23 protein-coding genes and 5 tRNA genes are annotated in these 19,880 nt (G+C 71.7%); 7 read left to right on the forward strand and 21 right to left on the reverse strand.

The genetic code is table 11. The features are described from left to right. Window positions 1-425 precede the first annotated feature (425 nt). Window positions 426-2,084: a DAK2 domain-containing protein gene (locus ACIP64_RS26390; protein WP_401591436.1), complete on the reverse strand. Its 1,659-nt coding sequence runs from the start codon at window positions 2,082-2,084 to the stop codon at window positions 426-428. Between the two features lie 274 nt (window positions 2,085-2,358). Between ACIP64_RS26390 and rpmB the strand changes: the two genes are divergently transcribed. Continuing rightward, window positions 2,359-2,544 (forward strand): 50S ribosomal protein L28, encoded by a 186-nt coding sequence (gene rpmB, locus ACIP64_RS26395; protein ID WP_014628431.1) that lies wholly within the window; start codon window positions 2,359-2,361, stop codon window positions 2,542-2,544. 83 nt (window positions 2,545-2,627) lie between these two features. Here the strand turns inward: rpmB and thiD are convergent, their stop codons facing one another. Together thiD and ACIP64_RS26405 are read right to left on the reverse strand one after the other, a co-directional pair. Continuing rightward, window positions 2,628-3,419, reverse strand: coding sequence for a bifunctional hydroxymethylpyrimidine kinase/phosphomethylpyrimidine kinase (thiD, locus tag ACIP64_RS26400; RefSeq protein ID WP_401591438.1), 792 nt, complete (start codon window positions 3,417-3,419; stop codon window positions 2,628-2,630). A 22-nt stretch (window positions 3,420-3,441) separates the two neighbouring features. Beyond that, window positions 3,442-4,401 (reverse strand): thiamine-phosphate kinase, encoded by a 960-nt coding sequence (locus tag ACIP64_RS26405; protein ID WP_401591440.1) that lies wholly within the window; start codon window positions 4,399-4,401, stop codon window positions 3,442-3,444. A gap of 162 nt (window positions 4,402-4,563) precedes the next feature. Here ACIP64_RS26405 and ACIP64_RS26410 point away from each other — a divergent pair, with 162 nt between their 5' ends. Continuing rightward, on the forward strand, window positions 4,564-4,797 hold the full coding sequence (locus ACIP64_RS26410; protein WP_360911127.1) for an Lrp/AsnC ligand binding domain-containing protein: 234 nt from the start codon (window positions 4,564-4,566) through the stop codon (window positions 4,795-4,797). A 55-nt stretch (window positions 4,798-4,852) separates the two neighbouring features. Continuing rightward, on the forward strand, window positions 4,853-5,317 hold the full coding sequence (locus ACIP64_RS26415) for a DUF3515 domain-containing protein (RefSeq protein ID WP_401591442.1): 465 nt from the start codon (window positions 4,853-4,855) through the stop codon (window positions 5,315-5,317). A gap of 19 nt (window positions 5,318-5,336) precedes the next feature. Here ACIP64_RS26415 and ACIP64_RS26420 read toward each other — a convergent pair whose 3' ends face one another. The 3 genes from ACIP64_RS26420 to ACIP64_RS26430 are packed head-to-tail and all read right to left on the reverse strand — an operon-like array spanning window position 5,337 to window position 8,224. After that, a complete protein-coding gene (locus ACIP64_RS26420; protein ID WP_401591444.1) occupies window positions 5,337-6,473 on the reverse strand; it encodes a D-alanine--D-alanine ligase family protein in 1,137 nt (378 codons plus the stop codon). Window positions 6,474-6,500: 27 nt separating this feature from the next. Then, window positions 6,501-7,502, reverse strand: coding sequence for an NAD(P)H-dependent glycerol-3-phosphate dehydrogenase (locus ACIP64_RS26425; protein ID WP_401591446.1), 1,002 nt, complete (start codon window positions 7,500-7,502; stop codon window positions 6,501-6,503). Continuing rightward, on the reverse strand, window positions 7,499-8,224 hold the full coding sequence (locus tag ACIP64_RS26430) for a lysophospholipid acyltransferase family protein (RefSeq protein WP_401591448.1): 726 nt from the start codon (window positions 8,222-8,224) through the stop codon (window positions 7,499-7,501). Before ACIP64_RS26430 ends, ACIP64_RS26425 begins: the two co-directional genes overlap by 4 nt. Before the next feature lie 176 nt (window positions 8,225-8,400). Here ACIP64_RS26430 and cofC point away from each other — a divergent pair, with 176 nt between their 5' ends. Both cofC and ACIP64_RS26440 read left to right on the forward strand, forming a co-directional pair. Beyond that, window positions 8,401-9,063 (forward strand): 2-phospho-L-lactate guanylyltransferase, encoded by a 663-nt coding sequence (gene cofC / locus ACIP64_RS26435; RefSeq protein WP_401591450.1) that lies wholly within the window; start codon window positions 8,401-8,403, stop codon window positions 9,061-9,063. Between the two features lie 55 nt (window positions 9,064-9,118). Further along, a complete protein-coding gene (locus ACIP64_RS26440; protein WP_360911115.1) occupies window positions 9,119-9,337 on the forward strand; it encodes a hypothetical protein in 219 nt (72 codons plus the stop codon). Window positions 9,338-9,413: 76 nt separating this feature from the next. On the opposite strand, the gene ACIP64_RS26445 is transcribed toward ACIP64_RS26440, so the two are convergent. The 4 genes from ACIP64_RS26445 to leuC form a co-directional block, all read right to left on the reverse strand. Next, the gene (locus ACIP64_RS26445) at window positions 9,414-10,019 is read right to left on the reverse strand and encodes an HU family DNA-binding protein (protein ID WP_401591452.1); all 606 of its coding nucleotides are present in this window, start codon (window positions 10,017-10,019) and stop codon (window positions 9,414-9,416) included. A 123-nt stretch (window positions 10,020-10,142) separates the two neighbouring features. After that, a complete protein-coding gene (locus ACIP64_RS26450) occupies window positions 10,143-10,376 on the reverse strand; it encodes a hypothetical protein (RefSeq protein WP_401591454.1) in 234 nt (77 codons plus the stop codon). 155 nt (window positions 10,377-10,531) lie between these two features. After that, entirely contained in the window at window positions 10,532-11,125 is a 594-nt protein-coding gene (gene leuD, locus ACIP64_RS26455; protein WP_401591456.1) for a 3-isopropylmalate dehydratase small subunit, read from the reverse strand. 5 nt (window positions 11,126-11,130) lie between these two features. Further along, entirely contained in the window at window positions 11,131-12,552 is a 1,422-nt protein-coding gene (leuC, locus tag ACIP64_RS26460; RefSeq protein WP_401591458.1) for a 3-isopropylmalate dehydratase large subunit, read from the reverse strand. Window positions 12,553-12,712: 160 nt separating this feature from the next. Here leuC and ndgR point away from each other — a divergent pair, with 160 nt between their 5' ends. After that, window positions 12,713-13,429: an IclR family transcriptional regulator NdgR gene (ndgR, locus tag ACIP64_RS26465; RefSeq protein WP_360911105.1), complete on the forward strand. Its 717-nt coding sequence runs from the start codon at window positions 12,713-12,715 to the stop codon at window positions 13,427-13,429. A 30-nt stretch (window positions 13,430-13,459) separates the two neighbouring features. Here ndgR and ACIP64_RS26470 read toward each other — a convergent pair whose 3' ends face one another. Further along, on the reverse strand, window positions 13,460-13,951 hold the full coding sequence (locus ACIP64_RS26470) for a DUF4188 domain-containing protein (RefSeq protein ID WP_401591461.1): 492 nt from the start codon (window positions 13,949-13,951) through the stop codon (window positions 13,460-13,462). A gap of 164 nt (window positions 13,952-14,115) precedes the next feature. Between ACIP64_RS26470 and ACIP64_RS26475 the strand changes: the two genes are divergently transcribed. Then, a complete protein-coding gene (locus ACIP64_RS26475) occupies window positions 14,116-14,760 on the forward strand; it encodes a MerR family transcriptional regulator (protein ID WP_401591462.1) in 645 nt (214 codons plus the stop codon). An 80-nt stretch (window positions 14,761-14,840) separates the two neighbouring features. Here the strand turns inward: ACIP64_RS26475 and ACIP64_RS26480 are convergent. The 10 genes from ACIP64_RS26480 to ACIP64_RS26525 form a co-directional block, all read right to left on the reverse strand. Further along, window positions 14,841-14,913, reverse strand: a tRNA-Glu gene (locus tag ACIP64_RS26480). Window positions 14,914-14,927: 14 nt separating this feature from the next. Next, a tRNA-Gln gene (locus ACIP64_RS26485) sits at window positions 14,928-14,999 on the reverse strand. A gap of 12 nt (window positions 15,000-15,011) precedes the next feature. Continuing rightward, window positions 15,012-15,084: transfer RNA gene (locus ACIP64_RS26490), tRNA-Glu, on the reverse strand. 27 nt (window positions 15,085-15,111) lie between these two features. Beyond that, window positions 15,112-15,184, reverse strand: a tRNA-Glu gene (locus ACIP64_RS26495). Between the two features lie 17 nt (window positions 15,185-15,201). Further along, window positions 15,202-15,273: transfer RNA gene (locus ACIP64_RS26500), tRNA-Gln, on the reverse strand. Window positions 15,274-15,358: 85 nt separating this feature from the next. Next, window positions 15,359-16,096 (reverse strand): HAD family hydrolase, encoded by a 738-nt coding sequence (locus tag ACIP64_RS26505; protein ID WP_401591463.1) that lies wholly within the window; start codon window positions 16,094-16,096, stop codon window positions 15,359-15,361. A gap of 9 nt (window positions 16,097-16,105) precedes the next feature. Continuing rightward, complete coding sequence (locus tag ACIP64_RS26510) at window positions 16,106-17,059, reverse strand: pseudouridine synthase (RefSeq protein ID WP_401591464.1); 954 nt, start codon at window positions 17,057-17,059, stop codon at window positions 16,106-16,108. A gap of 65 nt (window positions 17,060-17,124) precedes the next feature. Next, window positions 17,125-18,609 (reverse strand): glutamate--tRNA ligase, encoded by a 1,485-nt coding sequence (gene gltX / locus ACIP64_RS26515; RefSeq protein WP_401591466.1) that lies wholly within the window; start codon window positions 18,607-18,609, stop codon window positions 17,125-17,127. Next, entirely contained in the window at window positions 18,602-19,393 is a 792-nt protein-coding gene (locus ACIP64_RS26520) for a fumarylacetoacetate hydrolase family protein (RefSeq protein WP_401591468.1), read from the reverse strand. Before ACIP64_RS26520 ends, gltX begins: the two co-directional genes overlap by 8 nt. An 86-nt stretch (window positions 19,394-19,479) precedes the next feature. After that, window positions 19,480-19,680, reverse strand: coding sequence for a hypothetical protein (locus ACIP64_RS26525; protein WP_401591470.1), 201 nt, complete (start codon window positions 19,678-19,680; stop codon window positions 19,480-19,482). Between the last annotated feature and the right edge of the window lie 200 nt (window positions 19,681-19,880).

Consider the following 19,880-nt stretch of genomic DNA (forward strand, 5'->3'; position numbering starts at 1 on the left):
GGTTACCCCCACATCGTTCGGCATCGACCACGCCGTCACCGCTCGTCGCTTCCGGGCGCACCCCGCCACACCCCCTCCCGGGCCGGTTGGGGCGACTGACGGCCGGTGGGGTGTCTGTTGGCGGTGACGGCGGAGCATGCCGTTGGCGCGGCGTCTACGGGTGCCCGAGCACGGTGCCGCTTCAGACCACCCACCGGGGATCAGGCGCCGGACGAGACGGAGGGGGCGGGGTCGTAGGGGTGGCGTTCTGGACACTGGAGCATATTTGGGTGCATGACCCGGAGTGCGCAGCGGAAAGCGCCTGAGGCACCTAAATGTGCTGTCCAGAATGGCAGCCCCGGAGGCCCCGGACCCGGCCCCCGCACAACGCGCGTCGGGGCGCCCTGACTTCATGGAGCACACGGGCGGGAGGGCGGGGGAAAAAGCTACTCGACGCCGATCAGGAGCGGGCACCGCTCCTGCCCCCCGGCATACACCACCGTGTCCACCGCAAGGTGACTGTCCCGGACATGCGCCTCCAGCCGCCCCGCCAGATCCGCCGGCGCGCCCGCGCCGAGCACCAGGGTGACCATCTCCCCGCCCGCCGCCAGCATCCGGTCGAGCACCGTGATCCCGGTCTCGACGAGGTTGCCGCCGATGACGGCGACGTCGCCGTCGATGAGGCCGAGGACGTCCCCGGCCTGGCAGACGCCCGCCATGGTCCAGGACTGCGTCTCCGCGACGGCGAGTTCGGCGTAGCGCGTGGCGCCGGCCGCGGAGGTCATCGCGACGACGTCCTCGTCGAACCGCCGGGTGGGCTCGTGGACGGCGAGGGCGGCGATGCCCTGGACCGCGGACCGCGTGGGGATGAGGGCGACCCGGATCCCCTCCGTGCGGGCCTGTTCGGCCGCGGCCCCGGCCGCGTGGCGCAGTTCGACGTCGTTGGGGAGGAGCACGACCTCGCGGGCGTAGGCGCGGCGCACGGCCTCGGCGATCTCGCCGCTGGCGGGCGGTTCCCCGGGCCGGACGGCGATGACCACGGCACCGGCCTCGGCGCACAGCGCGGCGAGGCCGTCGCCGCGCACGACGGCGACGACGGCGCGCAGGGCGGGTTCGCCGCGCTGTCCGCGGCTGCCGCCGCGCTCGTGGGCGCGGGCCTGGTCGCCGAAGTGGGTGACCTTGATGCGGTGCGGCCGTCCGGCCTCGATCCCGGCCTCGATGGCGGCGCCGACGTCGTCGACGTGGACATGGACGTTCCACAGGCCGTCACCGCCGACGACCACCAGGGAGTCGCCGAGCACGTCGAGCCGGCGGCGCAGGCCGCCGACGGCGGTGTCGGGTGCGTCCAGGAGGTAGACCACCTCGAAGCCGGGTCCGCCGGGCACGACGTGCGGGTCGCCGGCGTCGCCACCGGGCGCGCAGCCGAAGGGGAGGGCGGGGCCCTTGGGGAGGGCGTCGACGAGCGGGCCCATCGGGGCCTGGCCGGAGACCGCGTCGGCGAGGGCTCCCAGGACGGCCACCAGTCCGCGGCCACCGGCGTCGACCACGCCCGCGTTCCCGAGGACGTCCAGTTGGGCCGGGGTCGCCGCGAGCGCGCGGCGCGCGCCCTCGTACGCGGCCCGGGCCACCGCCCAGGCGTCGGCGGCCGCGTCGGCTGTCGCGGCGGCGGCTTCGGCCGCGGCGGTCGCCACGGTGAGCATGGTGCCCTCGACGGGGTGCGCGACCGCCTGGTACGCGGATTCCGCGGCGCGGCGCAGCGCGGGCCGCAGGTCCCCCGAGCCGGAGGCCAGTACCTCGGTCATGCCGCGCAGCAGTTGGGCGAGGATGGTGCCGGAGTTGCCGCGGGCCCCGATGAGGGCGCCGTGCGCCATGGACTGCAGGCACGAGGGCAGGTCGGGCTCGGTGCCGGAGGCGGCGTGCCCGTCGAAGACCGCGTCGACGGCCTGCGCGGCGGATTCGACGGTGAGGTACATGTTGGTGCCGGTGTCCCCGTCGGCGACGGGATAGACGTTGATCGCGTCGATCTCCTCGCGCGCCCGGCCGAGGGCCTGGAGGGCGAGCCTGCACCATGCGCGCACCGCGGGGGCGTCGAGCGTCGGCGGCACGTGTTCCTCCTGCGGGGGGCGGCCAGGGACCTGGGGATGAGGCAGGGTTCCGCACGCAGCGTACTGAGGCGCGGGACCCGGCGGGGGACCGGGCCGTCCCGCTGACCATGGTAGTTTCGAGGGACAGGAGCGGACGTAGTATGCTGCTCCGGTTGCCCGGGGCTGTCCCGGGCCGTCCCTCGGTACCACCGGTTTTCCTTCAAATCCTTTTGAACGGACGTCCGACGCCGGTGGGATCTATCCGTTAGTGCATCTGAAGTCTTTGGAGTGACCCGTGGCTGCCAACTGCGACGTCTGCGGCAAGGGGCCGGGCTTCGGCAACAACATTTCGCACTCGCACCGCCGTACTCGCCGTCGTTGGAACCCCAACATCCAGACGGTGCGTGCTGTGGTCGGGCGGACGCCGAAGCGCCTCAACGTCTGCACCTCGTGCATCAAGGCCGGCAAGGTCGCGCGCTGACGCATTCGACGTCGTAGCGCAGCCTTGCGGCTACCCAGAGCCGGTCCACCTCGCGGTGGACCGGCTTTCTGCTGTGCCCGGGTTCAGCCGCGCTGACGCCAGGCGTGGTCGACGGGGCCGATGCCCGCGCCCAGGGGGAAGCCGGCGGCGATGGCGCCGGTGACGTACTCCTTGGCGGCACCGACCGCGTCGGGGACGTCCAGGCCCAGGGCGAGGTGGGAGGCGACGGCCGCGGCGAGGGTGCATCCGGTGCCGTGGGTGTGACGGTTGTCATGGCGGGGGGCGCGCAGCCAGTGCTCCTGGGTGCCGTCGGTGAGCAGGTCGACGGCGTCGCCGTCGAGGTGGCCGCCCTTGATCAGCGCCCAGCGCGGCCCGAGGGCGAGGACGGCGGCGGCGGCCTCGCGCATGCCGGGCTCGCCGTCCACCACGACGCCGGTGAGCTGCCGCACTTCGTCCAGGTTCGGGGTGGCGACGGTGGCCAGGGGCAGCAGCTCGGTGCGGACGACGTCGACGGCGTCGGCGGCCAGCAGCGGATCGCCGTGCTTGGAGACGCCGACCGGGTCGACGACCACGGGAACGCCGAGCGGGGCCAGGAGTTCGGCGACGGTCTCGACCAGGGCGGGCGAGGAGAGCATGCCGGTCTTGACCGCCTCCACGCCGATGTCGTCGACGACGCTGCGGAACTGGGCGCGCACCGCGTCGACCGGGAGCTCCCAGGCGCCCTGCACACCGAGCGAGTTCTGCGCCGTGACGGCCGTGACCACACTCATGCCGTGCGTCCCGAGGGCCAGCATCGTCTTGAGGTCGGCCTGGATGCCCGCGCCGCCGCCGGAGTCGGAGCCGGCGACGGTGAGCACACGCGGTGGGATCTTCATACGGCGAATCTAGTCGTCGCCCTCACGCGTCGCCGAAGTGGTCCCAGCCGCCCGCCGCGTCCCAGGGCGCGCCGTCGACGGTGACCTGCGGCGAGGTGGTGGCCTTCACCACGCGCCCGATCACCCGCCAGCGGGCGGGGAGCTTGGTGTCCGGTGGGAAGGCGGCGACCAAGGCGTGGTCCTCGCCACCGGTGAGCACCCAGTGCAGCGGGTCGACGCCGACGGCCTGCCCGATGTCGGCCATCTGCGCGGGGACGTCGACGTCGGCCGACGCGAGGTCGATGGTGACGCCGCTGGCCGCGGCGATGTGCCCGAGGTCGGCGACGAGTCCGTCGCTCACGTCGGTCATCGCGGTCGCGCCGAGCTCGGCGGCGGCCGGCCCCGCGTGGTACGGCGGTTCGGGCCTGCGGTGGGCCTCGACGAAGGCGCGGGGGGAGCGGAAACCGCGGGCGAGCACGGCCAGTCCGGCCGCGGACCAGCCGAGCCAGCCCGTGACGGCCACGATGTCGCCGGGCCGGGCGCCGGAGCGGGTGACGGGTTCGCGGTGGCGCAGGTCGCCCAGCGCGGTGATGGACACCATGATCGTGTCGCCGCGCACCACATCGCCGCCGACCACGGCCGCGCCCGCGACCTGGCACTCGTCGCGGATGCCGTCCATCAGCTCCAGCGGCCAGGTGACCGGCAGGTCCGCGGGGACGACCAGGGCGAGCAGCACGGCGGTCGGCACGGCGCCCATCGCGGCGATGTCGGCGAGGTTCTGCGCGGCGGCCTTGCGGCCGACGTCGTACGCGGTGGACCAGTCCCGGCGGAAGTGCCGCCCCTCCAGGAGCGCGTCGGTGGTGGCCACGACGCGCCCGTCGGGCGCGGTGACGACGGCGGCGTCGTCTCCCGGCCCGAGCCGTACGGCGGGACTGGAGGTGAGCCGCGAGGTCAACTCCCTGATGAGCCCGAACTCCCCCAGCTCGCCCACGGTGCCCTTCATCCCACTGTCCCCTTCACCTGGCCGGTCCTGATCCTGTTCTGTCATCGCTTCCGTGGCGGCTTTCGGGCGTCCGGTACCGCGCGGGTCTCCCCGCGGCGTGCGGCGACGCGGTACCGTGACGTTCCCTCCCACATGATCCTCGTAAGCCGCCCTGGAGGTTCCGTGGTACAGGCGTACATTCTGATTCAGACCGAGGTCGGGAAGGCCTCGGCGGTAGCGGAGGTGATCTCCAAGATTTCCGGGGTGATCCAGGCCGAGGACGTCACCGGGCCGTACGACGTCATCGTGCGGGCCCAGGCGGACACGGTCGACGACCTCGGCCGCCTCGTGGTGGCCAGAGTGCAGCAGGTGGAAGGCATCACCCGCACACTCACCTGCCCGGTCGTGCACCTCTGATCACCCCCTGTACGCTCGGCGGGTGATGTATCGCCGCCGGGTCGCACTTGTCTCCGTGTCCGCCGTCGCGTGCCTCTCCGCGGCGGCGGTCTACGTGTCCGCCGACGGAACGCCCACGAGCGGGATCGCCGTCCCGTCGCCCTCAGCCGAGGCCGCCACACTGTGCGGCCGCCTCCACGACGCCTTGCCGCGCCGGGTGGACGGGCTCTCCGCGCGGACGTTGTCGCCCGTCTCCACCCTCACCGCCGGCTGGGGGGATCCTACGGTGGTACTGCGCTGCGGTGTGCCCCGGCCCGAGACACTGACGCCGGGCAGCACGACGTACAACCCGGGCGCCGACGCGGTGGACGTCAACGGAGTGAGCTGGCTCATGGAGCGGACCGGCGACGGCTACCGCTTCACGACCACCGACCGCGCGACGTTCGTCGAGGTGAGCGTGCCGGCGACGTACGCACCCGAGGTCAACCCGCTGGCCGACCTCGGGAACGCTGTCGAGAAGTCCATCCCGTCCGAGCTCTGACGTCCCCGGACCGCGGGGGTCAGCGCAGCCCGGTGGGGCGGCGCAGCGCGGCCTGGACGAGCCGGTCCACGAGTTCCGGGTAGTCGACCCCGCTCTCCCGCCACATGCGCGGGTACATCGAGATCGGCGTGAAGCCCGGCATGGTGTTGATCTCGTTGATCACGAACTCGCCGCTGTCCAGCAGGAAGAAGTCCGCGCGGACCAGGCCCTCGCACGAGGCGGCCTCGAACGCGGCCACGGCGAGGCGCTGGACCTCGGCGGTCTGCTCGCCGGTGAGCGGCGCGGGCACCAGGCCCTCGGCGGAGTCGATGTACTTCGCCTCGAAGTCGTAGAACTCGTGCGCGGTGACCGGCGGGATCTCGGCCGGGACCGAGGCGCGCGGGCCGTCCTCGAACTCCAGGACACCGCATTCGATCTCGCGGCCCCGCAGCAGCGACTCCACGAGCACCTTGGGGTCGTGGCGGCGTGCCTCCTCGATCGCCTCGTCCAGGCCCGCGAGGTCGTCGACCTTGCTGATGCCCATGGAGGAGCCGGCGCGGGCCGGCTTCACGAAGACCGGCCAGCCGTGGTCGGCGGCGAAGTCCACGACCTTCTTGCGGGCCGCGGCCGGATCGCCGTCCCACTCGCGCGGCCGGATCACGACGTACGGACCGACCGGCAGGCCGAAGGAGCTGAAGACGCGCTTCATGTACTCCTTGTCCATGCCGACCGCCGAGGCCAGCACACCGGAGCCGACGTAGGGCACACCGGAGAGTTCCAGCAGTCCCTGGAGGGTGCCGTCCTCGCCGTACGGGCCGTGCAGCACGGGGAAGACGACGTCGACGTCGCCGAGCGCCTTGGGCACCGAGCCGGGTTCGCTGTAGACGACCTCGCGGCTGGCCGGGTCGACCGGCAGGACCACCGAGCCCTCGGCGGACTCGGCGAGCTGCTCGACGCTGGGCAGCGCGCGGTCGGCGATCGCCATCCGGGAGGGGTCGTCGGTGGTCAGCGCCCAACGGCCGTCGCCGGTGATGCCGATCGGCAGCACGTCGTACTTGTCGCGGTCGATGGCGCTCAGCACGGCGCCCGCGGTGAGAACCGAAATCGCGTGCTCGGAGCTGCGTCCGCCGAAGACGACCGCGACGCGCGGCTTGCGTGAAGAAGGCTGAATGCTCATGTCGCGTTGACCTTACCGTTCCGGACGTCAGCGTTCCGACTTGGCGGACCGCGACATCAGCTCCTTGACCGCGACGACCGGCTGCTTGCCGTTGTGGACGATGTCGACCACGGTCTCGGTGATGGGCATGTCGACACCGTGCCGGCGTGCCAGGTCGAGCACCGACTCGCAGGACTTGACGCCCTCGGCGGTCTGCCGGGTGACCGCGATGGTCTCCTGCACCGTCATGCCCCTGCCGAGGTTGATGCCGAAGACGTGGTTGCGGGACAGCGGGGAGGAGCAGGTGGCGACCAGGTCGCCGAGGCCCGCGAGACCCGAGAAGGTCAGCGGGTCCGCGCCCAGCGCGATGCCCAGCCGGGTGGTCTCCGCCAGACCGCGGGTGATCAGCGAGCCCTTGGTGTTGTCCCCCAGCCCCATGCCGTCGGCGATGCCGACGGCGAGACCGATGACGTTCTTGACGGCGCCGCCCAGTTCGCAGCCGACCACGTCGGTGTTGGTGTACGGGCGGAAGTACGTGGTGTGGCTGGCGGCCTGGAGCCGCTTGGCCACGGTCTCGTCGCGGCAGGCGACGACCGACGCGGCGGGCTGCCGGGCGGCGATCTCCTTGGCCAGGTTGGGACCGGACAGCACGGCGACGCGTTCCGGGCCGGCCTCGGCGACCTCCGCGATGACCTCGCTCATCCGCTTGGCGGTGCCGAGTTCGACGCCCTTCATCAGGCTGACCAGCACCGCGTCCGACGGCAGCAGCGGCGCCCACGCGGCCAGGTTGCCGCGCAGCGTCTGCGACGGTACGGCGAGGACGACGAACTCGGCGTCCTCCGCGGCCTCGGCGGGCTCGGTGGTCGCGGTGATCGCCGCGGGCAGTTCGACCCCGGGGAGGTAGCCCGGGTTGGCGTGGGTGCTGTTGACGGCCTGGACCACCTCGGGGCTGCGCCCCCACATGGTCACCCGGGCCCCGGCGTCGGCGAGCACCATCGCGAAGGCGGTGCCCCAGGAGCCGGTGCCGTAGACCGCGCAGCGCGTCGTCACTTGCCGGCTCCCCTCTGCTTGCGCGGGTCGAAGCGCTCGGACGGCGGGGTCGCGCCGCGCAGTTCTCCGAGCAGCTCGCTGATCGAGGCCATGATGACGTCCGTGGCCTCCTTGAGCACCTCGGCGGTGAGCTCCTGCCCGTAGTAGTCGGACAGGTCCACCGGCGGGCCGGCCAGCACCCTGAGCGTCTTGCGCGGGAAGAGGCGGACCTTGTTCTCCTTGGCGTACGGGGGGACGGCCTCGTTGGCGCCCCACTGCGCGACGGGGATGACGGGCGCCTTGGTCATCAGCGCGACACGGGCGACGCCGGTCTTGCCCACCATCGGCCACATCTCGGGGTCGCGGGTCAGCGTGCCCTCGGGGTAGAAGGCGACGCACTCGCCGGAGTTGATGGCGTCCACCGCGGAGCGGAAGGCGTTGGCGGCGTCGGTGCTCTCCCGGTACACGGGGATCTGGCCGGTGCCGCGCAGGATCGCCCCGACGAACGCGGGCTTGAACAGCGGCGCCTTCGCCAGGAAGCGCGGGACCCGCCCGGTGTTGTACTGGAAATGCGCGTACGACAGCGGGTCGAGGTACGAGTTGTGGTTGACCGCCGTGATGAATCCGCCGTCGGCCGGAATGTGCTCCATTCCCTGCCAGTCCCTCTTGAAGAGGACGACGAGCGGTGGTTTCGCGATGACTGCTGCGAGCCGGTACCAGAAGCCGATCCTGCGGCGGGACACCAGAACTCCTCCTCGTTCCGCCGCCGACCCGGGATCACCGGATCGCGGCCGTGCTGTGTGACGGCGCACCGGCGTACGGCCGGTGCGGCCGCACAAGTGTCGCCGGTAAGCCACCGTAACGCCAGGGTGGAGCGGCGGTGGCGGTGGCCTCGGGAAACCCCGAGCACAATAGTTCGGTGTCGGTAGCAGTGAACTCGTCGCAATGGTCACTCGTCGTTCCGCTGAAGCCCTTGGCCGTGGCCAAGAGCCGCCTCGCGACGGCCGCCGGGCCCGTGCGGCCCGGGCTGGCACTGGCCTTCGCCCAGGACACGGTGGCCGCGGTGCTGGCCTGCTCAGCGGTGCTGGACGTGACGGTCGTCACGGACGATCCGCTGGCCGGGGCCGCGCTGACGGCGCTCGGGGCGCGGGTGGTCGCGGACTCCCCGGCCGCGGGGCTCAACGCCGCGCTGGCGTACGGCGCGGGTCAGGTCCGCCGGCTGCGTCCGGAAGCCGCCGTGGCGGCCCTCAACGCCGATCTCCCGGCCTTGCGGGCCCCGGAGCTGGAGATGGTGCTCGACGCGGCCGCCCGGCGTCCTGGAAGGGCATTTCTGGCCGACGCGGCCGGAATCGGTACCACGCTGCTCGCGGCCACGTCCGGAACGCCCTTGGACCCGGCCTTCGGCGGCGCCTCCCGGGCCCGTCACCGGGCGTCCGGCGCGCGTGAGATCACGCTGCCGGGCGTGGACTCCGTGCGCCAGGACGTGGATACGGGCGAGGACCTGAAGGCGGCCCTGGTCCTGGGCGTCGGACCGCGCACCCGCGAACTGCTGCGGACCGGGCCGGTGGCCGCGACGGGCTGAACAGGCACGGGCCGGGCCGGGACCCGCCGCCGGGCGGCCGGATAGGCTGCCCTTCATGCAGGCGACCGCGTACACCTACGACCCCGAGACCCGCGCCGGCAGCGTGCTGCTGGACGACGGGACGCCGCTGCCCTTCGACGCGGCCGCGTTCGACGCCGGGGGCCTGCGGCTGCTGCGGCCCGGTCAGCGGGTGCGCATCCGCACCGAAGGCAGCGGCGAGGCGCGCCGGGTGGTCTTCGTGACGCTGCAGACCTTCCCCGACCCGGGGGCCTGAGGCAGCGGGACAACGCAGCGGGCCGGGCGCCCCCGAGGGGGTGCCCGGCCCGTCGCTGTGTCGGGTCGGTGCCGCTCTACCGCTTGGCGGCGCGCTTGGTGGCCGTCTTGCGGGCCGCCGACTTGGCGGGGGCCTTCTTGGCCGGCGCCGTCTTCTTGGCCGTGGCCTTCTTGGCGGTGGTCTTCTTCGCCGTAGCCTTCTTGGCCGTGGCCTTGGCCGCCGTGGTCTTCTTGGCGGTGGTCTTGGCGGCCGTGGTCTTCTTCGCGGCGGCCTTGGTGGTGACCGCCTTCTTCGCCGTGGTCTTCTTGGCGGCGGCCTTCTTCGTGGTGGCCTTGGCGGTGACGCCGCCGGTCAGGCTGCCCTTGGGCGCCTTCTTGACGGAGACCTCGCCGGCCTTGGGGAGCTTCTTCGTCCCGCTCACCAGGTCCTTGAAGCCCTGGCCGGCGCGGAAGCGCGGCACGGAGGTCTTCTTGACCCGGACCCGCTCCCCGGTCTGCGGGTTGCGGGCGTAGCGGGCGGGACGCTCCACCCTCTCGAACGAACCGAAGCCTGTCACCGAGACCCGGTCGCCGTTGACGGTCGCGCGGACGATGGCATCCAGGACCGCGTCGACCGCCTCAGCGGCCTGCTGACGGCCGCCGAGCTTGTCGGCAATCGCTTCAACGAGCTGCGCCTTGTTCACGTCTTCCCCTTCGGAAACTTGCCCGGCGATGAGTTCGGGCCTTTTTCGCACGCTAGGCGGATATATACCGCAAATCAAATACGAAACGGGCGAATCACCCTTGTGCCGCAACGAACTCCGGGCTCAGGAAGGCTCTTGATCGGGGAATCGGCCTTCGTCGAGGTCCTTCATCAGATCCTCCAGACGCCTTGCCGCACCTGCGAGATCGTGCTTCGAGGCGGCGGTGATGACGAGAAGTCTCCGGGTCAACTGCACCCGGACTTCATCCGGCACTTGCAGACCCGCCACACGGGTGTGGGCCTGCTTCAACCTGGCAGCGAGGAACGCGTACAGCTCGAGTTGGCCATCGTGTTCCATGTGCCGATTGTGTCATCTGCGGTGAGTTGTCACGAGGTGTGGAGCCGAACACGCCGCAGCGCCCCCCGCCCGGTGGGGGCGGGGGGCGCTGCGGGGAGGCGGGGAACCGGCCGCGAGGACGCGCGGCGCGGGGCGGGGAAGGGGCTCGGACCGGGTCAGACCTGGAGGGTGCGCGGCTTGTAGGACGGGCGCCCGACCTCGTAGGCGGCGATGTCGGCCTCGTTCTGCAGGGTGAGGCTGATGTCGTCCAGGCCGTTGAGCAGCCGCCAGCGGGCATTGTCGTCCAACTCGAAGGGCGCGGTGATGCCCTCGGCGCGGACCTCGCGGGTCTGGAGGTCCACGGTGATCTCGGCGGTCGGGTCGGCCTCGGTGAGCTCCCACAGCCGCTCGACCGTCTCCTGCGGCAGGATCACGGTGAGCAGGCCGTTCTTCAGCGAGTTGCCGCGGAAGATGTCGGCGAAACGGGAGGAGATCACGGCCTTGAAGCCGTAGTTCTGCAGTGCCCAGACCGCGTGCTCGCGGGAGGAGCCGGTGCCGAAGTCGGGGCCGGCGACCAGCACGCCGGCGCCCTGGCGCTCGGGCCGGTTGAGGACGAACTCGGGGTCCTTGCGCCAGGCCTCGAACAGGCCGTCCTCGAAGCCGTTGCGGGTGACCTTCTTCAGCCAGTGGGCCGGGATGATCTGGTCGGTATCGGTGTTGCTCCGGCGCAGCGGGACCGCCCGGCCGGTGTACGTGGTGAACGCTTCCATGGTTCTCAGGCCTCCAGGACGGCGACGCCGGGCAGATCGGCGGGGGACGAGAGGTGGCCGTTGACCGCGGTGGCGGCGGCGACCTGGGGGGACACCAGGTGGGTGCGGCCGCCCTTGCCCTGCCGGCCCTCGAAGTTGCGGTTGGAGGTGGACGCGGAACGCTCACCGGGCGCCAGTTGGTCGGGATTCATACCCAGGCACATCGAGCAACCCGCGTGCCGCCATTCGGCGCCGGCCTCCTTGAAGACCTGGTCCAGGCCCTCCTCGACGGCCTGCAGCGCGACCCGGACCGAACCGGGGACGACCAGCATCCGCACACCGTCGGCCACCTTGCGGCCCTTGACGACCGACGCGGCCGAGCGCAGGTCCTCGATGCGGCCGTTGGTGCAGGAGCCGACGAAGACGGTGTCGACCGCGACCTGCCGCAGCGGCGTGCCGGCCTCCAGGCCCATGTACTCCAGCGCCTTCTCGGCCGCCAGCCGGTCACTGGGGTCGGCGAAGGACGCCGGGTCCGGTACGGAGGCGCTCAGCGGGGCGCCCTGGCCGGGGTTGGTGCCCCAGGTGACGAACGGGGACAGCGAGGCGGCGTCGATGACGACCTCGTGGTCGAAGACGGCGTCCTCGTCGGTCCGCAGGGTCTCCCAGTAGGCGACCGCGGCGTCCCAGTCCTCGCCCTGCGGGGCGTGCGCACGGCCCTGCAGGTAGTCGAAGGTGGTCCGGTCCGGGGCGATCATGCCGGCCCTGGCGCCCGCCTCGATCGACATGTTGCAGATGGTCATCCGGGCCTCCATCGAGAGCTTCTCGATGGCGGAGCCGCGGTACTCGATGACATAGCCCTGGCCGCCGCCCGTACCGATCTTGGCGATGATCGCCAGGATCAGGTCCTTGGCCGTGACGCCCTCGGGCAGTTCGCCGTCGACGGTGATCGCCATGGTCCTGAAGGGGGCCAGCGGCAGCGTCTGGGTGGCCAGCACGTGCTCGACCTGGCTGGTGCCGATGCCGAACGCCAGCGCGCCGAAGGCGCCGTGGGTGGAGGTGTGGCTGTCGCCGCAGACCACGGTCATGCCCGGCTGCGTCAGGCCCAGCTGCGGGCCGACCACGTGCACCACGCCCTGCTCGACGTCGCCCAGCGGGTGCAGCCGCACCCCGAACTCGGCGCAGTTCTTGCGCAGCGTCTCCAGCTGCGTGCGCGAGACCGGGTCGGCGATCGGCTTGTCGATGTCGAGGGTCGGGGTGTTGTGGTCCTCGGTCGCGATGGTGAGGTCCAGCCGGCGCACCGGGCGGCCGTTCATCCGCAGACCGTCGAAAGCCTGCGGGCTGGTGACCTCGTGGAGCAGATGCAGGTCGATGAAGAGGAGGTCGGGCTCGCCTTCGGCGCGCCGCACGACGTGATCCTCCCAGACCTTTTCCGCGAGTGTCCTGGCCATCGCATTCCCTCCGACCGGCCGCGTTGCCGGCCTGTTCGTCGTTGCCGGGCGCCTCCGTCCGATTGCGGCGGACGGGGGCTCCGGGCCTGTTCATCCAGCGTGCCGCGTTCACGGGAAAATTGAACTTGCGTTTCACAGAGTGAGACGGGAGTATCGTTTCATGGACAACAGTAGTGGCGTCGGCGTTCTCGACAAGGCGGCTCTGGTGCTCAGCGCACTGGAGTCCGGTCCGGCCACCCTGGCCGGTCTCGTGGGCGCCACGGGTCTCGCCCGCCCCACCGCGCACCGTCTCGCTGTCGCACTGGAGCACCACCGCATGGTCGCCCGCGACATGCAGGGACGCTTCATCCTGGGCCCCCGGCTCTCCGAACTGGCCGCCGCGGCGGGCGAGGACCGCCTGCTGGCGACCGCCGGCCCCGTGCTCACTCACCTACGGGACGTGACCGGCGAGAGCGCGCAGCTCTACCGGCGCCAGGGCGACATGCGCATCTGCGTCGCCGCCGCAGAGCGGCTGTCCGGACTCCGGGACACCGTGCCCGTCGGCTCGACCCTGCCGATGAAGGCGGGTTCCGCCGCCCAGATCCTGATGGCCTGGGAGGAGCCGGAGCGGCTGCACCGCGGGCTGCAGGGAGCCCGGTTCACCGCCACCGCGCTGTCCGGCGTGCGCCGCAGGGGCTGGGCGCAGTCGATCGGAGAACGCGAACCGGGTGTGGCCTCCGTCTCCGCGCCGGTGCGCGGACCGTCCAACCGCGTCGTGGCGGCCGTGTCCGTCTCCGGCCCCATCGAGCGGCTGACCCGGCACCCCGGCCGTATGCACGCACAGGCCGTCGTGGACGCCGCGGGCCGGCTGTCCGAGGCGCTGCGCCGTTCCGGCTGAACCTCCGCCGCGGTTCGGCCACAGCGGCCGCTACCCCTTGGCGGACCGCAGCCGCTCGGCCGCCGTCTCGCCACGACGGCCCACCGGGACAACGCCGGTCGCGGCACCGAGCCCGAAGGCGGGCATGTCGACGTACACCGACTCGTAGGAACCGGCCGGCGCGGAGTAGGTCTCGTGCCATATGCCCACCCGCCCCTTGCCGGCCCGGGCCCGCCGGTTGAACTCCGCCCACGCGGGCCGGTGCTGCCTGTCGGGCTGCGAGGCGTAGGCGATGAGCTGCTCCTTGCTCGCCCAGTACTGCACGACGCACACCAGCCGCGGCAAGCCCATCAGCAGTTGGTAGCCGAGGAACCCGCTGTCCTGGTCCCGCGACAGCTCCCGCAGCATGCGCGGCATGGCCATGAAGGCCGGCAGCCAGCTGCGCAGCGCCCACCAGCGGTTGATCCGCATCCCGATGTGGAAGACGACGATCTCGCCCTCGGCGGCCGCGGTGTTGCGGCCCGGGACCAGTTGAACGGACATGGCTCTCCCCCTTCGCCCACGACGGATGCCGGGCACCCGTCGGCCGTGCCCCGTGCCCAGGCATGGCATGGCACGGCATGGCATGCCATGGCACGGCAGTCATTGGATAGTGACGCTATCCATGATTGGATACTGCCACTATCCAGCGAAGGGCGCAAGAGGACATGCGACTGGCGGAACTGAGCGAGCGCAGCGGTGTGCCGACGCCGACGATCAAGTACTACCTGCGCGAGGGCCTGCTGCCACCGGGCCGCCGTGTCACGGCCACCCAGGCCGAGTACGGCGAGGAGCACCTGCGCCGGCTCCGCTTCGTGCGGGCCCTGATCCAGGTCGGCAAGGTGCCCGTGGCCACCGCCCGCGAGGTGCTCGCCGCGATGGACGACGAATCGCTGAACCAGCACTCGCGGCTGGGCGCAGCGACCTTCGCGCTGCCGCACGGCCCGGAGCCCGACGAGGACGACCCGGCCACCGTCGTCGCCCGCGGGGAGGTGGACCTGCTGATGTCCGGGCTCGGCTGGACGTACGGGAACGAGGACCACGGCCCCTCCCCCGCCTACCGGATGCTCGTCGCGGCGGTCGCCGTGCTCACGCGGCTGGGATACCCCAGCGGGGCACGGCACTTGGAGCCCTACGCGCGCCTGGCCGCCCAACAGGCCGTCCACGACCTGGATCTGGTCGAGCTCTACGACACCCCGCTCGAACAGGCCGCGGCCGCCGTGACGCTGACCGTGCTCTACGAGCCCGTGCTGCTGAGCCTGCGCCGGCTCGCCGAGGCCGAGGAGTCCTTGCGGCGCTTCGGAGTTGAGTGACGCGACCGGGCGCGAGGCCCTCGTGGAGAACGGAGGAACGAAAGAGGCCCCCCGCCGAAGCGGGGGGCCTCTTCCCGATGTACCCCCGACCGGATTCGAACCGGCGCTACCGCCTTGAGAGGGCGGCGTGCTAGGCCGCTACACAACGGGGGCAAGTCAGAAATACGCTGGGGTACCAGGACTCGAACCTAGACTAAATGAACCAGAATCACTCGTGCTGCCAATTACACCATACCCCATGGTGTGTCAAGTACCCCCGACCGGATTCGAACCGGCGCTACCGCCTTGAGAGGGCGGCGTGCTAGGCCGCTACACAACGGGGGCCCTAGCGATCCCTGCGAGAGAGATCCGTACCCCCGACCGGATTCGAACCGGCGCTACTGCCTTGAGAGGGCAGCGTGCTAGGCCGCTACACAACGGGGGCTCTGCAAAAGAACTGCGCTGGGGTACCAGGACTCGAACCTAGACTAACTGAACCAGAATCAGTCGTGCTGCCAATTACACCATACCCCACCAAAACACAACCCCCCGTAGGGGGTGTTGTCTGGCGTGCGCTCCGGACCGGTTTTTCGGCCCGCCCGGCGGCGCAGGAAGAACATTACCCGATCGAAGACGGGGCTCCAAAACGGGTATCCGCCGCCAGGAGGGCCGGCAGCTGTGCCAGTCCGGTGATCCGCCGCAGGTCGGGGGCGGTGACGCTACCCGTTCGGTCCAGCCACACACCGTGAAGACCTGCGGCGTTCGCCCCGCGCGCGTCGGTGTCCGCCTTGTCCCCCACGTACGCCACCTCGGCGGGCGGCAGGCCCAGCGCCTCGCACGCGGCCAGGAAGGCCTCCGGCGCCGGCTTGGCGAACCCCAGTTCCTGCGAGCAGAGCAGGCACTCGAAGCGATTCCGCAGGCCGAGCCGGGCGAGCTTGCGTTCCTGGTGGGCGGTGGCGGAGTTGGAGAGCAGCCCGTGCCGGTAGCCGGGCGTGAGCGCGTCGAGGGCGGGGACGACGTCGGGGAAGACCGCCCAGGCGGCCTCGAAGTGGACGTAGTAGGCCGCGAACCAGGAGTCGGCCGCCGCGTCGGGCACATCCGGTCCCAGGAAGGCGCGAACGCGCTCCCTGCGCTGCTCCGCCCAGGTGATCTCGCCCGCGAGGAAGCGCTCGTAGTGCAGGTTCATCACCGCGTGCCAGCGCGCGACAGCTGTGTTCTCGCCGTCCTCGCCGTACTCGTCCTCGAAGGCGGAGAGCAGTCCCTCGTTCCGCAGATGGGTCAGGACCCCGGCACGCTCGGCCGCCGAGTAGTCGAAGATCGTGTCGTCGATGTCCCACAGCACGGCACGGATCGGCATGCCCGGACTCTATCCGTGCGCTTCCGCGGCCGGCGGCGCGGGTTCCGGCGGCGGGGACAGCGTCCGGCGGCTGACGAAGCGGCGCCGCTCGCCGGTGACCGGGTCGTCGAACTCCAGCAGCCGGGCGAGCAACTGGAGGGGCCGGCCGAAGTCGCCGGGGGCGGGCTCGGGCAGGACGCGGGGGTAGACGGGGTCGCCGAGAAGGGGCAGGCCGAGGCTGTTCATGTGCACGCGCAGCTGATGGGTGCGGCCGGTCTCCGGGTGCAGCCGGTAGCGGGCCAGGGAACCGTGGCGGGACAGGAGTTCCACGCGGCTGCGGGCGTTGGGCGGTCCGGGGACCTCCCGGGCGGCGATGACCCCGCGCTCCTTCTCGATCCGGCTCTCCACGGTGCGCGGCAGCTCCAGCGCCGGGTCGTACCCGGCCACGGCCTCGTACTCCTTGCGCACCCGGCGGTCGCGGAAGACGGTCTGGTAGGCGCCGCGCAGTTCGGGGCGGATCACGAACATGACCACTCCGGCGGTCAGCCGGTCGAGCCGGTGGGCCGGGCTGAGCGCGGGCAGGCCGAGGTCGTGGCGCAGGCGTGTGAGGGCGGTCTCGGTGACGTGGCTGCCGCGCGGGGTGGTGGCGAGGAAGTGCGGCTTGTCCACGACGAGCAGCGCGTCGTCCCGGTGCAGCACCTCGACGGGGAAGGGGACGGGGGCCTCCGGCGCGAACTCCCGGTGGAACCAGAGGAAGGCACCCGGCCGGTAGGGCGCGTCGGGGGCCAGCGGCCCGTCGGCCGTGTGGATCTCCCCCGCCGCCAGCATCGCCTCGACGTGCCCCGCGGGCAGCGCCGTCAGCCGCTCGACAAGGTGCTCGCGCACCGACGTCCAGGGGCCGGCCTCCGGCAGCCGCAGGCGCACCGCGTCGACCCCGTGGCGCTGGGGCAGCGGGGAGGGCGGGGGTTTGGGCCTGCGTCGCATCGGTGCTCCGGAAGCGCGCCGCCCCGGGTCCGCGGGGAACCCGGGGCGGTCGCGGGCGGCTTCCGTCAGCCGGCGAGCTTCGCCAGCGCGGCGTCGACGCGGGCCAGGGTGCGGTCGCGGCCGAGCACTTCGAGCGACTCGAAGAGCGGCAGGCCGACGGTACGGCCGGTGACGGCGACCCGGACCGGTGCCTGGGCCTTGCCGAGCTTGAGGCCGTGGGTCTCGCCCGCGGCGAGGACGGCGGCCTTCAGGGCCTCGGCGTTCCAGTCGGCGGCGGCGAGGTTCTCCCGGGCGGTGCTGAGCAGCGCGGTGGCGGCCGCCGGGTCCTTCATCGCCTTGTCCCAGGACGCCTCGTCCTCCACCGGCGCGCCGAGGAAGAGGAAGTCGACGTTCTCGGTGATCTCCGAGAGCACGGTCAGCCGCGTCTGGGCGTGCGGCGCGATCGCCTCGAAGGCCGCCTGGTCGAACGCCTCGGGCGCCCAGGGGGCGTGCGGGGCCCGCAGCCACGGACCGCAGGCCTCGGTGAACGTCTTCACGTCCATCAGGCGGATGTGGTCGGCGTTGATCGCCTCGGCCTTCTTCAGGTCGAAGCGCGCCGGGTTGGCGTTGACGGCGTCGATGTCGAAGGCGGCCACCATCTCCTCGATGCTGAAGACGTCGCGGTCGGCGGAGAGCGACCAGCCGAGCAGGGAGAGGTAGTTGAGCAGCCCCTCGGGGAGGAAGCCGCGCTCCCGGTAGAGGTTGAGGGAGGACTGCGGGTCGCGCTTGGAGAGCTTCTTGTTGCCCTCGCCCATGACGTACGGCAGGTGGCCGAACTGCGGGGTCGTGCCGTTGCCGACTCCCAGTTCGGCCAGCGCCCTGTAGAGCGCGATCTGCCGCGGGGTGGAGGACAGCAGGTCCTCGCCGCGCAGCACGTGGGTGATCTCCATCAGCGCGTCGTCGACCGGGTTGACCAGCGTGTAGAGCGGGGCGCCGTTGGCCCGGACGATGCCGTAGTCGGGCACGTTCTCCGGGGTGAAGGTCAGCTCGCCGCGCACCAGGTCGGTGAAGGTGATCGGCTCGTCGGGCATCCGGAAGCGGACGATCGGCTCGCGGCCCTCGCGCTCGTACGCGTCGATCTGCTCGGCGGACAGGGCGCGGCAGTGGCCGTCGTAGCCGGAGGGGCGGCCTGCGGCGCGGGCGGCGTCGCGGCGCTCGTCGAGCTCCTCGGTGGTGCAGTAGCACTTGTAGGCATGGCCCGACTCCAGCAGCCTGGCGGCCACGTCCCGGTAGATGTCCATGCGCTGCGACTGGCGGTACGGCGCGTGCGGGCCGCCGACCTCGGGGCCCTCGTCCCAGTCGAAGCCGAGCCAGCGCATGGCCTGCAGCAGCTGCTCGTACGACTCCTCGGAGTCGCGGGCGGCGTCGGTGTCCTCGATGCGGAAGACCAGGCTGCCCTGGTGGTGGCGGGCGAACGCCCAGTTGAACAGGGCGGTGCGGACCAGGCCCACGTGGGGGTTGCCGGTCGGCGACGGGCAGAAACGTACGCGTACGGGTGCTGCGCTAGTCACGCTTGATCACCTTGTTGGTGAGAGTGCCGATGCCTTCGATGGTGACGGCGACCTCGTCGCCGACATGGAGCGGTCCTACCCCGGCAGGGGTGCCGGTGAGGACGACGTCGCCGGGGAGCAGGGTCATCGCCTCGGAGATGTGGACGATCAGGTCCTCGACGGAGCGGATCATCTGGCTGGTGCGACCCGCCTGGCGCAGTTCGCCGTTGACGGTCGCGGTCACGGCGAGGTCGCCGGCGGCCGCGAGGTCGAGCCCCGTCTCGATCCAGGGGCCGATGGGGCACGAGGAGTCGAAGCCCTTGGCGCGGGCCCACTGCTTCTCGGCCTTCTGGGCGTCGCGGGCGGTGACGTCGTTGGCGCAGGTGTAGCCGAGGATCACGTCCCGGACCCGTTCGCGGGGCACCTCGCGGCAGAGCCGGCCGATCACCACGGCGAGCTCGGCCTCGTAGTGCACCTCCTGCGAGAAGGAGGGGTAGGCGATCGGGTCGCCGGGGCCGATCACCGAGGTGGACGGCTTGAAGAAGGCGACCGGCACCTCGGGTACCTCGTTGCCCAGTTCCGCGGCGTGCTCGGCGTAGTTGCGGCCGATGCCGACGACCTTGCTGGGCAGTACGGGCGGCAGCAGCCGCACCTTGCTCAGCGGCACCTTGGTGCCGGAGCGCTCGTACTCGGCGAACGGGATGCCCTTGATGATGTCGAGAACGAGTCCGTCCGGGACGGACTCGTCGCCCTCGACGACGCCGAAGGCGACATTGCCGTCGATGGAGAACCTGGCGATGCGCACGGGAAGCAGCTCACCTCACTGGCCGGAGACTGACGCTCCAGGTTATCCCGGGGGTGCCGCGCCCTCCCGTCCGGCGAGCCGGGGCCTCAGCCCGCGGGCTGCTCCTTGAGGTCCTTCAGGACGGTGCGGCGCGGGTTGGCGGTCTGCCGCGGCAGGATGACGACAGGGACCTCGCCCTCGACGGCCGGTGCGACCTCGGCGGTCCGCGTGTCCTCGGCGTCCGTGAGGTGCGCGAGGGTGGTGCGACGCGGATTGGCTATGGGTCGCATGATCATGGTCGTCTTCATGGGGCGGTCAGAACCTCGTGGAGTCCGGGCGCCCGACAGGGCGCGGGTTGACGTAGTACACGGTCGTGTCAAACGTCAATCTATCTGGCGGGCATTCCCCATTCCGGGTGACCGACACGGGCACACCCCTGTGATTTTGCTCACCAAGTGATCGACAAGAAGGGCGAATCGGACGGCGGCCCGATGTCCGTGAACCCGAC

The sequence above is a fragment of the Streptomyces sp. NPDC088733 genome (assembly GCF_044751185.1).
In the GTDB taxonomy this organism is placed as follows: Bacteria; Actinomycetota; Actinomycetes; order Streptomycetales; family Streptomycetaceae; genus Actinacidiphila.

What these genes read in the sequence shown, in the direction of transcription:
- thiD (WP_401591438.1), bottom strand. Translation starts at nt 3,419, where the DNA reads ATGAAGATCCCACCGCGTGTGCTCACCGTCGCCGGCTCCGACTCCGGC.
- ACIP64_RS26405 (WP_401591440.1), bottom strand. Translation starts at nt 4,401, where the DNA reads ATGAAGGGCACCGTGGGCGAGCTGGGGGAGTTCGGGCTCATCAGGGAG.
- ACIP64_RS26420 (WP_401591444.1), bottom strand. Translation starts at nt 6,473, where the DNA reads ATGAGCATTCAGCCTTCTTCACGCAAGCCGCGCGTCGCGGTCGTCTTC.
- ACIP64_RS26440 (WP_360911115.1), top strand. Translation starts at nt 9,119, where the DNA reads ATGCAGGCGACCGCGTACACCTACGACCCCGAGACCCGCGCCGGCAGC.
- ACIP64_RS26450 (WP_401591454.1), bottom strand. Translation starts at nt 10,376, where the DNA reads ATGGAACACGATGGCCAACTCGAGCTGTACGCGTTCCTCGCTGCCAGG.
- leuD (WP_401591456.1), bottom strand. Translation starts at nt 11,125, where the DNA reads ATGGAAGCGTTCACCACGTACACCGGCCGGGCGGTCCCGCTGCGCCGG.
- leuC (WP_401591458.1), bottom strand. Translation starts at nt 12,552, where the DNA reads ATGGCCAGGACACTCGCGGAAAAGGTCTGGGAGGATCACGTCGTGCGG.
- ndgR (WP_360911105.1), top strand. Translation starts at nt 12,713, where the DNA reads ATGGACAACAGTAGTGGCGTCGGCGTTCTCGACAAGGCGGCTCTGGTG.
- ACIP64_RS26470 (WP_401591461.1), bottom strand. Translation starts at nt 13,951, where the DNA reads ATGTCCGTTCAACTGGTCCCGGGCCGCAACACCGCGGCCGCCGAGGGC.
- ACIP64_RS26475 (WP_401591462.1), top strand. Translation starts at nt 14,116, where the DNA reads ATGCGACTGGCGGAACTGAGCGAGCGCAGCGGTGTGCCGACGCCGACG.
- ACIP64_RS26505 (WP_401591463.1), bottom strand. Translation starts at nt 16,096, where the DNA reads ATGCCGATCCGTGCCGTGCTGTGGGACATCGACGACACGATCTTCGAC.
- ACIP64_RS26510 (WP_401591464.1), bottom strand. Translation starts at nt 17,059, where the DNA reads ATGCGACGCAGGCCCAAACCCCCGCCCTCCCCGCTGCCCCAGCGCCAC.
- ACIP64_RS26525 (WP_401591470.1), bottom strand. Translation starts at nt 19,680, where the DNA reads ATGAAGACGACCATGATCATGCGACCCATAGCCAATCCGCGTCGCACC.